This is a genomic window from uncultured Sutterella sp., from assembly GCF_937923675.1.
Lineage (GTDB): Bacteria > Pseudomonadota > Gammaproteobacteria > Burkholderiales > Burkholderiaceae_F > Sutterella.
In genome coordinates this window covers 22,258-35,218 of record NZ_CALDXB010000082.1, presented here as the reverse complement: position 1 = coordinate 35,218, position 12,961 = coordinate 22,258, and the positions used below count along the sequence as shown (strand labels likewise).

General features: G+C 59.7%; 9 protein-coding genes. All 9 read left to right on the top strand.

The genetic code is table 11. The features are described from left to right. Positions 1–175: 175 nt before the first annotated feature. Positions 176–1,564 (top strand): C4-dicarboxylate transporter DcuC, encoded by a 1,389-nt coding sequence (gene dcuC / locus Q0106_RS08875; protein ID WP_297611759.1) that lies wholly within the window; start codon positions 176–178, stop codon positions 1,562–1,564. Positions 1,565–1,631: 67 nt separating this feature from the next. Beyond that, on the top strand, positions 1,632–3,383 hold the full coding sequence (locus Q0106_RS08870) for a M3 family metallopeptidase (RefSeq protein ID WP_297611756.1): 1,752 nt from the start codon (positions 1,632–1,634) through the stop codon (positions 3,381–3,383). A gap of 67 nt (positions 3,384–3,450) precedes the next feature. Next, positions 3,451–4,644, top strand: coding sequence for a porin (locus Q0106_RS08865; protein ID WP_297611753.1), 1,194 nt, complete (start codon positions 3,451–3,453; stop codon positions 4,642–4,644). Between the two features lie 240 nt (positions 4,645–4,884). Continuing rightward, complete coding sequence (locus tag Q0106_RS08860; protein WP_297611750.1) at positions 4,885–5,727, top strand: phosphatidate cytidylyltransferase; 843 nt, start codon at positions 4,885–4,887, stop codon at positions 5,725–5,727. Positions 5,728–5,736: 9 nt separating this feature from the next. Next, the gene (locus tag Q0106_RS08855) at positions 5,737–6,375 is read left to right on the top strand and encodes a YigZ family protein (RefSeq protein WP_297611747.1); all 639 of its coding nucleotides are present in this window, start codon (positions 5,737–5,739) and stop codon (positions 6,373–6,375) included. 174 nt (positions 6,376–6,549) lie between these two features. After that, positions 6,550–7,716, top strand: a complete 1,167-nt coding sequence (locus Q0106_RS08850) for a metallophosphoesterase (protein ID WP_297611744.1) — start codon at positions 6,550–6,552, stop codon at positions 7,714–7,716. Positions 7,717–7,759: 43 nt separating this feature from the next. Further along, positions 7,760–8,926: a 1-deoxy-D-xylulose-5-phosphate reductoisomerase gene (dxr, locus tag Q0106_RS08845; protein WP_297611741.1), complete on the top strand. Its 1,167-nt coding sequence runs from the start codon at positions 7,760–7,762 to the stop codon at positions 8,924–8,926. 14 nt (positions 8,927–8,940) lie between these two features. Beyond that, a complete protein-coding gene (gene rseP / locus Q0106_RS08840; RefSeq protein ID WP_297611738.1) occupies positions 8,941–10,299 on the top strand; it encodes an RIP metalloprotease RseP in 1,359 nt (452 codons plus the stop codon). A 188-nt stretch (positions 10,300–10,487) separates the two neighbouring features. Beyond that, the gene (bamA, locus tag Q0106_RS08835) at positions 10,488–12,806 is read left to right on the top strand and encodes an outer membrane protein assembly factor BamA (protein ID WP_297611735.1); all 2,319 of its coding nucleotides are present in this window, start codon (positions 10,488–10,490) and stop codon (positions 12,804–12,806) included. Positions 12,807–12,961: the final 155 nt, after the last annotated feature.

The window sequence follows — 12,961 nt, the reverse complement described above, 5'->3', positions numbered from 1 at the left end:
GGATGTAATCAAGCGGGCATACCTTTTGAGAGGTAAGGAATAACCGCAGAAAACGCACTGAGCTTCCCGATAAACCCGAAGATTCCTGACGATCTCTAAAGAGAATAGCTTCAGGAGGCGCCTGGAGGGGGGTCTCCGGACCAAGAAGAATTACTAACCACAGGGACCCAACATCATGACAGGCATCCTTATTGGCTGCGCAATGCTCGTAGTCGTCGGATGGGCAATCATCAAGGGCAAATACGCTCCTCTAGTCCTTTTTGCGAGCGGTGCAGCCATGCTCGTACTGTCCATCATCTTCGACACGGGCACATTCATGCCGAAAAAGGCGCTTGCGACCGGCAATGATTATCTGAATGTGATCGAATTCATCCGCTACATGTTTTCGACCCGCCTTGCCGGCCTCGGTTTGCTCATTATGACCATGGTGGGCTTTGCGTCCTACATGACGCATATCGGAGCGAACGACGCATTCGTCAATATTGCGATCAAGCCGCTTTCATTCATCAAGTCTCCCTATGCGCTGGTCTTCATTGCCTTCCTTCTGGGAAAGGCTGTGTCGATGGTGATTACCTCGGCCGTGGGGCTCGGCGTCCTCTGTCTTGCACTCATGGGACCGGCGCTTGCCGCGCTCGGCATGAACAAGAAGGCCATCGGCGCCGTATTCGTTACTTCGGGCGCTGCTTCCCTGGTGCTTCTCGGCGGTTCAACTGCAGCGGCTTCCAAAGCCTGCGAGCTGTCCGTCCTTGACTATGTCTTCATGTACAAGATTCCGGCGGGGCTTCCGACAGTTCTCGTCATGGGCATTGCACATGTGTTCTGGCAGAAGTGGCTCGATGCGCGCGAAGGCTGGAAGCCTTCAGAGCACCTTGGGGAAACGCTCACCTTCGCTGAGGACGTAAAGCGTCCCTCTACAGCCGCGCCGAAGTTCTACGCCATTCTTCCCTTCCTGCCGATGATCCTCGTCGTCGTGTTCTCGCGCTATTGCATTGATTGGATCAAGCTCGACATTTCCGCGCTCATGATCCTTTCGATCGTGATCGGCATGTTCTGCGAAACGCTGCGCTGGAAGTTCGACTCCAAGAAAATCGGCGATGGTCTGAAGGCCTGCCTCCAGGCGATGGGCAAGGCTCTGTCCGGCGTGGTGGCGCTTGTTATTGCAGCAGGCGTCTTTGCGGAAGGCTTCAAGGCTCTCGGCATGCTGGATGCGATTGTCGGCCTTGCTTCCTCGGTCGGCGCCGGAGCTGTCGGCATGTCGATTCTCTTTGTGGTGATCACGACGCTCGTCACGATTATTGCGGGTTCCAACGGCGCTTCCTTCTACCCGCTCGTAGAGATGGTGCCGAAGATTGCCCGCGATATGGGCGTCAATCCCGTTACGCTCGTTCTGCCGATGCATCAGGCATCAACGATCGCCCGTCCGTTGTCGCCGGTTGCCGGCGTTGTGGTGGCGATTGCTGCCATGCTCAACATGAGCCCGATTGAACTCGTGAAGCGCGCATCCGTGCCTTGCATCGCAGGCCTCATCTTCCATCACATCTTTGTTTTCTGGCTTGCGGTCTGATAGGGCGGCTCAGTAAAAAATGACAAAAACCGACATTAATCAAATCCTCGGAGGCCCGGAGTGGACCATGGAGGACGCCTATGGCGACATTGGTTCCGCCCGTTATGAGGAAAGCCTCCGGGAGGCTCATGCGGCAGCTGAAAAGCTCGCTCAGCTCGGCGAGTGTCCCGAAGCGGAAATCCAGGAGCGTCTCGGCATGTATTCCGATGCATGGGAGCGTATTTCCTCGCTCACGAGCTTCGTGAAGTGTCTTGGCGCCAAGAATGCTGAAGACGGCCGCGTTTCTGCAGCAAAGGGAAGACTCACGGAGATTTCTGCTCAGCTGGATGTCGCTGCAGGAAAGCTCTTCGCCGCGATCGCCTCGCTTGCCGCGGAGAGCCCTCTTTGGAACGAACGTCCGCTCTCGGACTGGAGCTTTGTGCTGCGCGAGCGGATGCATGACTGGAAGTCGAAATTATCCCCTTCGGATCGCGAGTGGCTCGAACACTTTGAAGTTCGCTGCTTTACCCCGATGGGCGACCTCTTCAAGGAATTTCAGAAGGGCGTCGACTTTACCGCAAGGCGATCGGACGGAACCGAGGAACGCATCCGAGCGGCCAAACTGGTTGCAGTGATCAAGGGAGCGCCGGACCGCGTGCTGAGAGATTCCGTCCATGCCGGTCTTGTGAAGAGCTATGGAGAACGCAAGGGGCTTTATGCGGGGCTCCTCAATGAACTTCACGGCTTCCGCCTGACTGCTTTTGAGCGCGCAGGGACAACGCCGCTTGCTGTTTCTCTCGCCCAGAACCGCATGAGCGAAGGCGCGCTTAAAGCAATGCGCAAGGCCATTCTTTCCGAGATTGACCTTGTGCGCGAGAGCGTCCTGCTGCGTGCGCCGTTTTTCGGCAGCGAGAAGCTGGCTGTATTCGACCTCATGGCGCCTGCGCCCGAAAAGGACAGCCGGGTGCCGCAGCTTATTCCTTACCGCGACGGCATTGAAATTGTGAAGAAGGCGCTCGGGAGCGTTGATCCGGAGATGGCCGGATTCATCGACATGATGCTTGAAAAGCATTGGGTTGACGCAGTCGTTTCCGACAACAAGATCGGCGGAGCCTTTTATTCGCGCATGAATGAGTTCCGCATGCCGAGAGTCTTCACGTCCTACATGGGGACGCTCACGACGGTGCTTCAGCAGGGGCATGAGCTCGGTCATGCTTATCACTACTGGGTGATGCGCGACATGCCTGCGATCCTGACTGAATTTCCGATGACGCTTACGGAAACGGCAAGCACCTTCAATGAAGCCTTAATCCGCAGGTACCTCCTCGCCCGGGCAGATGACCGTGAAGCATTCGGAATGCTCTGGCAGGAGCTGCGAAGCGCCGCCAATTTCCTCATGAACACGATGGTGAGGATGGAGTTCGAGCTGAAGTTCCTTGAGGAGCGCCGCTCCGGGCTTGTGTCGGCAGATCGCTGCATTGAGCTCATGCGCGAGGCCTGGCGCGAATGGTACGGAGATTCGACAGAGGAAGCTGACGACTATCTCTGGGCCTACAAGCTTCACTACTACAAAACTGATCAGCTCATCTACAACTACCCGTACACGGTGGGCTACCTCTTGTCGCAGGGGCTTCTCACCGAACTGGATCGCCGGGGAGACGACTTCATGCAGTTCTACAAGGCGATGCTTCGCGATACAGGACGCATGACCGTGGATGAGATCATCGGGACTCACTTCAATCAAAACGCAGAAGATCCCGGCTTCTGGCAGGGCTGCATGAAGGGAGCGCTGGCATCTATCCGGCGTTTCCGCGAACTCACTCAACAAAAGAAACTTTGATTTGACCTGTTCGTCTGGAGGAGCCGGCCTCTTCCAGACATCAATTTCCCACTAAGGAGAAAGAAAAATGAAAAAGACATGCCTGGCGCTCGCTCTTGCCTCTCTGGCTGCCGCCGGAACTGCTGCAGCTGCGGATGTGCAGATTTACGGCCGCGTTGACGCGGGTCTGCGCTATACGTCGGTCAAGCACGGCGACGATACGCTCAAGATGGAATCCGGCAACCGCGCGCACAACCGCATCGGCTTCAACGTTACTGAAGACATCGGCAACGGCCTCAAGGCGAAGGCTTATCTTGAGAACGGCTTCACGCTTGACGACGGCAATCTGGATACGTCCGGCCAGCTTTTCAACCGCCGTTCGATTCTGGCTCTGGAATCCAAGACCTGGGGTGAAGTAGGCTTCGGCAGAATGGGCACGGTGCATTCGACCATGGCGCCCTATGCGCTTGGCATGGCGAAGTGGGACCCGTTCGGAACGTCCTACAGCCAGGCATCCATCGGTTCCACTTTTGCCAATTCGAGCCGCGTGAACAACGGCATCACCTGGGTGTCGCCGAACTTCTCCGGCTGGAAGGGCGGCGTCACCTATTCGCTCGGCGACTCGTCGGACGACACGGAGGCCTACACCGACCGCAATCACACTTTGGCTGCAGCGCTCAGCTACCAGGGTGAAAACTTCTTTGTTTCGACGGCTTTTGCCAATATCACGCAGAGTCATGTTGCCAGCGTGAAGATTGGTGCCGATAAGGATACGGCCAAGGCCAAGTCCGTCCGTCAGGATATCAAGGACGCGCAGCTCTACGGCATCGGCGGCTGGTTCCGCGTCACGCCTGAGGCTCGCATCTGGGCGGCTGCTCAGTGGCAGGAAAATTTCCGTACGGGCGGCGGCATTTCCATGGCAAACCTTGGCGGCAGCTGGTTCAAGTCTGTTGAAGATGCCGAGGAAAATGCTCCGGCCCTCGCTGAAGAAGGCGTTTCGGGCTACAGCCTGCTCCTTGGTACCGATTATGTGACCGGTCAGCACAAGGTGATTCTGGGTGCTCAGTACTTTGACGGCGAATATGCCGGCGAGAGCGATCTTGACTTCCAGCGCACGGTCGTCGCGGCCGCTTATGAGTACAAGCTTGCCAAAACGGTCTGGTTCTATGTGGCCGCTACCCATTCGATGGGCCACGGCAACGCCAAGTCCCTTGCCAAGACAAACGGCAACTATAAGGGAGATGCTTCGGAGCTCATGACCGGCTTCAACTGGAACTTCTAACCTCAAGCCAAGTCTCTCAATTCCGGACTCCATTACGGGCGGGGTCCGGAAGAGCAGAGCGGGTTTGTGTTTCAGAGCTTCCGCTGCCAGAACGGCACGGAAGCTCTTTTCGCCTCAATAGGGCAGGGACTTAAGGAAGAGATTCTCCCGGATTCAGTAAAATCGCGGGAAACGATAAGACCCCGTTCCCGGAAGGAAGCGTTCTTCCGGCTGATTTTTCTTACTCAAAGGTCCTCCAAGATGCTGTCGCTTCGCATTGCCACTGCGTCCGTGCTCTTTCTCATCCTGCTTCTCGCCATCTGGGCAGGACCCCTCTGGTTTGCCGGAGTGATGGCGATTGCCTTCGGCCTCGCGCTCTACGAGTGGCTGAGAATCGGCAACCTCGGCCCCGTTCCGGCCGCTCTGATTGCCGCGATTGAGATGATCACGCAGTTTTCGCTCTACTGGGCGGGGGCGCTCCCGAAGATGGACTGGTTCCTCTTCATCGTGAACGGCGTCGTAATGATCGCCTGGTTCGTGATCTTCTTCCTTGAGCTCTTCCATCGCGAGAGCGGCTTCAAGGTGAACGTTTTCCAGTGCCTCCTTTCGGCAGTGGTCTTTGTTCCTGCGGCCTATCTTTCCTTCCTCTGGCTCAACGAGCAGGGCACCTGGGTGCTGGTTCTCTCGGTGATGCTCATCATCTGGGGCGCGGACATCTGCGCCTACTTCTGCGGCCGCGCCTGGGGCAAGCACAAGCTCTGCCCGGCGATTTCGCCCAAGAAGACCTGGGAAGGCGTGATCGGCGCCTACGTGATCGTGATCGTCTTCTTCCTCCTTTGCTACTGGTTCTGCGACCAGAAGGTGGTCTTCACGAACTTCATCTTCGAGCGTGCGGGCTTCGGCTGGGGCGTTGTGATCCTGGCGATCCTGATTGCGCTTTCGATCGCGGGCGACCTCTTCGAGTCGATGCTGAAGCGCCTCGCGGGGATCAAGGATTCGTCCAATCTCCTTCCCGGTCACGGCGGGTTCTTCGACCGCATGGACAGCTCCATGCCGGTGATCCCGGCGGCGACCTGGATGATGCTTGCCGTGCTTCTCTTCTGACCTTCAGGCATGACAGAGCTCTACCCCGTTCCTGATCTTCCTCCGGGAAGCTTTCATCGAACCGAGGACACCATCCGGCGCTCGCGCTTCATCGTGAGCGTCGCGCGTGCGGCTTCGCCCGAAGCCGCGCACGCCTTCATCGAACAAATCCGTACGGAGCACGCGCAGGCGACGCACAACTGCTGGGCGTTCAACGCGGGCGCGCCCGGATCGACCGCGCAGGTTGGCGCGAGCGACGATGGGGAGCCCAAGGGCACGGCCGGCCGGCCGATGCTGACGGCCGTGCTTCACAGCGGCATCGGCGAAGTCGTCGTTGTCGTCACCCGCTATTTCGGCGGGATACTCTTAGGCACCGGCGGGCTCGTGCGGGCCTATCAGGGGACCGCGAAGCTCGGGCTCGAAACCGTCCCTACGCGGGAGCGGGAGGTGCTCGTGCGCTATGTGGTCTCGATGGATCCGGCCTTTGACGGGACTTTCCAGAACCTTGTGCGGCAGCTCGGCGTCGTCATTGTCTCTTCAGACTACCGGTTCGATGCCTCCTACGAGCTCCTCGTTCCGGAGGCGAATGCCGGAAAGCTTGAAGGCGAACTCGCCCGCATCACCATGGGCGAAGCTCTGGTGGACCGGCAGGAAGAGGAAGCGGTTTAGCGTGCAGAGTCGGCAGAAGCCCGAAAGAAAACGATACAAAAGTCTCTTTCCGAGGGCTCCTCATTCCGCTTCAATTTCCCGCTTTCCCGTTAATCTTGGGGCGCAATTCCAGACAAGGCGGGAGAATCCCTCATTCCGCCTTTCTCCCTCATTCGTCCCGCTTCTGCTTGAAACATGCGTTTTGCCGTCTTTCATCTGATCATGGCCCTCTGGGTGCTCTGGCGCTTCGTGCTCCCGCTCAGAATGGGCCGAGGCGCAAAATGGGCGCTTGCGCTCGTCATCGTCGCAATTTCGCTTTTTTCCACCGTCACGACGCTCTTCTTCGGGGGCCTTCTTTCGCCCGAACTCCCGAGAGCGGTGCTGATCGCGGGGAATTTCGGCGAGGCGGTGCTTCTCTTTCTCACGGTCTTCACGCTTCTGAGGGAAGTCGTCATCTTCTTTTCCGTCCTCGCGGGGCGCTCAGGCGAAAAGCTCCACCAGGCCGTGCAGCAGGATAAGCGCGCGGCGATCGGCTTGGGCGCCCTGAGCGTCGGGCTTGCAGCCTTCGGCATCAAAAAGGGCATTGAAGTGCCGGAGGTGCGCTACCACACGGCAAAAATTCCGGATCTTCCGCCCGAGCTCGAGGGCTTCGAATTCGTTCAGCTTTCCGACACCCACTGCTCGGCCCTTCTGACGGAACCTCATTCAGAAGCCCTCGTTGAGCGCGTCAATGCGCTTAACCCGAAGCTCATTCTCATCACGGGCGACTTCGTCGACGGCGCGGTCGAGCGGCGCGAAAGGGACATTGCGCCCTTTGCGAAATTCAGGGCCCGCTACGGCGTCTGGGGGTGCGACGGCAACCACGAGCACTACGGCGACTACCCGAGGTGGGAGAAGAAGTTCGCCGAACTCGGGATCCGCGTTCTGAGAAACGAACATGCCGTTTTGGAAGTTGAGGGGAATGACGGCAAGCCCGCGAGGCTCTGCCTCGGCGGCGTCTGCGACCCGATGGCCGAGCGCTTCGGCAGGGAGCTCCCGGATGCCCGGAAGACCTTTGCCGGCGCTCCCGACCCCAGGGCGGTTCCCCGCATTCTGATGGCGCATCAGCCTAAGATGTTCCCGCGCTACCGCGCGAACGCCGAATTTGCGCTCCAGCTTTCGGGCCACACGCACGGCGGCCAGATCATCGGCATGGACCGGGCGGTCGCCATCATGAACGGAACTTACGTGCGCGGATTCTACCGGAGTCCCGAAGGGGCGCTCCTTTACGTGCATCCGGGCTCGGGCCTCTGGAACGGATTCCCGATCCGCGTGGGCGTGCCCTCTGAAATTGCAGTGATCCGGCTTAAGCGAAGAGTCTGACGGATTAGAAAAGAATAAAAAACCAAAAAAACGGATTAGAGACATGCAGAACATCGCACTCCTCGGTGCAACAGGCAGCATCGGACGCTCGGCGCTTGCCGTGGCGGCGCTGCACCCCGACCGCTACCGCATCCATTCCATCGCGGGCGGCAGCCGCGTTGCGGAACTCGTTGAAATCGCAGGGAACGTTCATCCGAAGCACGTCGTCATTGCGGATGAGTCGAAATTCAGGGATCTTCAGGAGGCGCTTTCCAGTGCCGGACTGAAGGACGTCGAAGCGCATGCGGGCGCGGCAGCCGTCCGAGCGCTCGCCGAGGACCCGGAAGCCGATGCAGTGCTGCAGGCAATCGTGGGGGCGGCTGGCGTTGCGCCCACCTTTGCAGCGGCCATGGCCGGGAAGCGCCTCATGCTCGCCAATAAGGAGAGCGTCGTCTGCGGCGGCGCGCTTCTCATGAAGACGATTGCGGAAAACGGCGCCGAGCTTCTCCCTGTTGACAGCGAACACAGCGCGGTCTTCCAGTGCCTTGCCGCCGCCGACGAAAAGATGAAGAAGGATGCGAGGATCATCCTCACCGCCTCGGGCGGCCCCTTCCGCGGGCGGCGCGACCTCTCGGGGATCACGCCCGAAATGGCCGTGAAGCACCCGCGCTGGAGCATGGGCCGGAAGATCAGCGTCGACAGCGCCACCCTCATGAATAAGGGGCTCGAAATCATTGAAGCCTCGTGGCTCTTCGGCTTCCCCGAAGACCGGATTGACGTTCTCGTCCACCCCGAATCGATCATTCATTCGATGGTGGAGTTTTCTGACGGCGCTGTGATGGCCGAACTCGGCACGCCCGACATGAAGACCCCGATCGCGGTCGCCATGAGCTGGCCCGAAAGAATCGCGAGCGGAACGGAACGGCTTAATCTCGCAAAGCTCGGGAAACTCACCTTCGAAGCCCCCGACGCGGAAACATTCCCGCTCCTCGGGCTTGCGCGCGAATCGCTGAGAAAAGGCGGCATCGCCTCGATCGTGATGAATGCGGCGAACGAAGTGGCGGTAGCCGCCTTCCTCGATCGGAAGCTTCCCTTCACGGGAATTTTCGATGTGGTGACGGCGATGACGCGATCGTTCGAAGCCTCAGCTCCGACTTCGGCAGAAGAGATCCTTGCGGTCGATGCCGAAGCCCGACGCCGTACGGCGGAATTCATGGCAGCGCGCCGTTAAAGGAAATTTGAAGCATGGGATCGTTATCAGTACTCCTCTCCGTCGTGGGCTTTCTTCTCACGATCGGCGTCGTTGTGCTTATTCACGAGGGCGGCCACTACCTTGCCGCCAAGTGGCTCGGGTTTGCCGTGAGGCGCTTTTCCATCGGCATGGGAAAGGTTGTCTGGAGAAAGAACGCCTGGGACACGGAATTTGCGATTTCGCTCCTTCCGATCGGCGGCTACGTTGCCTTTGAGGAAGAGGAAAAGCGCGAGGACGGCACGCCCGTCAAGGGGATGCTTTTTGAAACGGGGCCCCGCTGGCGCCGCGCCATCGTGATCGCAGCCGGCCCCCTCATGAATTTCGTTCTCGCCGTGGCGCTCTTCACGGCTTCGGGCGCGATCGGCGTTTCCGACCTTGCACCCTATGTGACGGCTGCCCCCAACTCTCAGGCGGCGGAGCAGGGAATTGAGCGCATGGACCGCGTTACTGCGGTGGCGGGCCGCCCTGTTTCGGGCCTCACGGACTTCAACGCGACGCTTCTCGAGCAGACGGGGCGGCCGGATGTCCGGATTGAATTCGAGCGAAAGGGCGAGCCCTTCGTTCGGCACTTCGACCTCACGGGCGTGACGCTCGAAGACGCCACGAAGACGAAGGGCCTCATCTTGCCGAAGCTCGGCTTCATGCTCGCGGGCAAGGGCGTTCTGGTGGTCGACGCCATTAAGGGCGGCCCGGCCGCGTCGGCAGGACTCAAGGCCGGCGACATGATTCTCCGGATCAACGGCGAACCCTCGGATTTCCAGACCTTCGCCTCGATGATCCGCACGCATGCCGGAAAACCCCTTGAGCTCGAGGTGCAGAGCCTCGCTTCCGAGGATGCGCCCGTGCGCCGTCTCACGATGACGCCGAGGGCCGAGACGGATCAAAAGACCGGCGCCGTTTCGGGCAAGGCGGATCTGCGCTTTGCCGAGGGCGTCGAGCGCGTGACGGTTCGCCGCGGCCCGATTGAATCCCTTTCGATCGCTGTCGACAAGGTGATCGGCCTCACGCGCTTCCAGGCGGAAGCCGTGGGCGATATGGCCAAGGGCGAGCTGAGTACGGAGAATCTTTCGGGCCCCGTCGGCATCGCCGGCATGGCAGGGAGCGCCCTGACTGCGGGCCTCTCGGCCTTCCTTGAGTTCCTTGCCCTCATTTCGATTGCGATCGGCTTCATGAATCTGATTCCGATTCCGGCACTGGACGGCGGACAGCTCGTGATCCTCGGCATCGAGGCCGTCATGGGGCGGGATATTCCGCGGGGCGTCCGGGAAAAGCTGGGCGCCGTCAGCATGGCGCTTCTGATACTCCTCGCCGTTTACGTCACGGTGAACGATGTCGGAAGGCTCGGAAGCTGAGCGCTTTTCATGTTTTCTGCAACCCATTTCGAATAGCCCGGGTGCTTGGGGCCTACAAGTCCCTTGTGGTAACCTTAGAGCCGATTTTTGATCGGGTTCCCGCGAGCGGGCTTCAATGCGACGCAAGCGCGAGCCTTCAGGCCGAACGCCCGGCCCTCATACCGTTTCGAAAGAAGAGAGAGTTCGTTTTGCAGCTCCATCAACTCAACCGCCTGGCGGCCGGCATCACTGCCGCCTTTCTTTTCGCCGGATCGGCTTCGGCCTTCGTCATCTCGGATATCCGTGTTGAAGGCCTGACGAGAACAGAACCCGGCACGGTCTTCTCCCACCTGCCTTTCCGCGCCGGCGAGGACTACACGGCTGAAAAGGGCGTGCGCGCCATTCATTCTCTCTACCAGTCGGGACTTTTCCGCGACGTGACGCTCTCGCAGGACGGCGACGTGGTCGTGGTCCGCGTGATGGAGCGCCCGGCCGTGGCGACGATTGAAACGCACGGCATCAAGGCGTTCGACAAGGAAGCCGTTGAGAAGAGCCTGCGCGATGTCGGCATGGCTGAAGGCCGCATTTTCGACCACGCGATTCTTGAGCGCGCCGACCAGGAGCTGAGACGCCAGTACCTCGCCCGCGGCTATTACGGCGCGAATGTGACGACGACGGTGACGCCGCTTGAACGCAACCGCGTCCGCATCACCATCAATGTGGATGAAGGCTCCGCATCCTCGATCGCCTCGATCCGCTTCACCGGGAATTCGCTCTTTGATTCGGACGATCTCCTTGATCTCATGCAGCTCGGGACCCCGAACTGGTTCTCCTGGTACACGAAGCGCGACCTCTATTCGCGCGAGAAGCTAGCGGCCGACCTTGAGACGATCCGCTCCTTCTACATGAATCAGGGCTACCTCGACTTCCGGATCGACTCGGTTCAGGTTTCGATTGCCCCGAACAAGTCCGACGTCTACATCACGATCAACCTGACCGAAGGCGAAAAGTACACGATCCGTTCGGCGAAGCTCCAGGGCGACATGCTCGGGCTTGATGATCAGCTGAACGCCCTCGTGACCCTGAAGGAAGGCGACATCTACAACGCCCAGGCCGTGAAGGACGTTTCGACCGCCATTACGGACAAGCTTTCCACGCTCGGCTACGCCTTTGCGAGCGCCAATCCCAATCCGATCTCGGATCCGGAAAAGCGCACCGTCGACATCGTCTACACGATTGACCCAGGCCGCCGCGCCTACGTGCGCCGCGTCAACATTACGGGCAACAACCGCACGCGCGACGAAGTGATCCGCCGCGAAGTGCGCCAGTACGAAGCCGCCTGGTTCGACAGCGACAAGGTGAAGCTTTCGCGCGACCGCATCGACCGTCTCGGCTACTTTGAGACCGTAACGGCAGAACCCAAGCCCGTTCCGGGCACCCGCGACCAGGTCGACCTTGAAGTGAACGTGAAGGAACGTCCGACGGGCTCGATTTCCCTGGGCGCCGGCTACTCCACCTCGGAAGGCATCATTCTTTCGGCGGGCTTCGCGCAGAACAACGTCTTCGGTACCGGCAATTCGGTCTCGGTCGACGTGAATACCTCGAAGTCGCAGCGCACGTACGCACTCTCCGTCGTCGAGCCCTACGTCACGCCCGAAGGCGTGAGCCGTTCGTACGAAATCTACGACCGCCGCGTCGACCTTGAAGAGCTCGACGTTGCCGACGTGAAGTACGAAACGTACGGTGCGGGCGTGAGCTGGGGCATCCCGTTCACGGAACTCGACCGCATTTTCTTGGGCACCCGCATGGAATCCACCACGGTGGACACCAACCGCAATTCGCCGAGGCGCTATCAGAACTACGTCGACCAGTTCGGCGACAACCCGATCAGCGTGGCGCTCACTGCCGGCTGGTCGCGCGACAGCCGCGACAACTCGCTCGCGCCGACCCGCGGCGTCTACCAGCGCTTCTCGGGCGAATTCGGACTGCCGGGCTTCGACATTCAGTACTACAAGGCGACCTACCAGTACCAGCACTTCATTCCGCTCTCACGCACGTGGACGCTGGCCTTCAACGGCGAAGTGGGCTGGGGCGACGTCTACGGCAGCACCGATCAGTTCCCGTTCTTCAAGAACTTCTACGTGGGCGGCATCGGTTCGGTGCGCGGCTTCGAATCCGGCACGCTGGGTCCGAAGGACTATTCGGTCGACAACGACGGCGACAACCTCGGCGGCGACCGCATGCTGACGGGCAACATCGAAATCCTCGCGCCGCTCCCGGGCGGCGACAGAACGCTGCGCATCTTCGGCTTCCTCGATACCGGTTATGCCTGGGGCTATGAAGGCGATGCGTATGGCCACTACAAGCGCCAGAAGATCGACTTCGGCGATCTGCGCTACTCGACGGGCTTCGGCGTCGCCTGGATTTCGCCCCTCGGGCCGCTCAAGTTCTCGATTGCCTTCCCGCTGAACGAACAGGAAGGCGACGATACGCAGCGCTTCCAGTTCCAGATCGGCACGGGCTTCTGATACCAGATCTCCGAAGTCTCTCAGGAACTTGAAAACAAAAGGCCGCGCTCCGGAAAAACGATTCCGGCGCGGCTTTTTGTTGTTTACGGTCTTTGACGCGAATAATGCGGCGTCAAAAATGGTAGCCTAAGCGTTTGCCTTCAATTTTCCCTGAC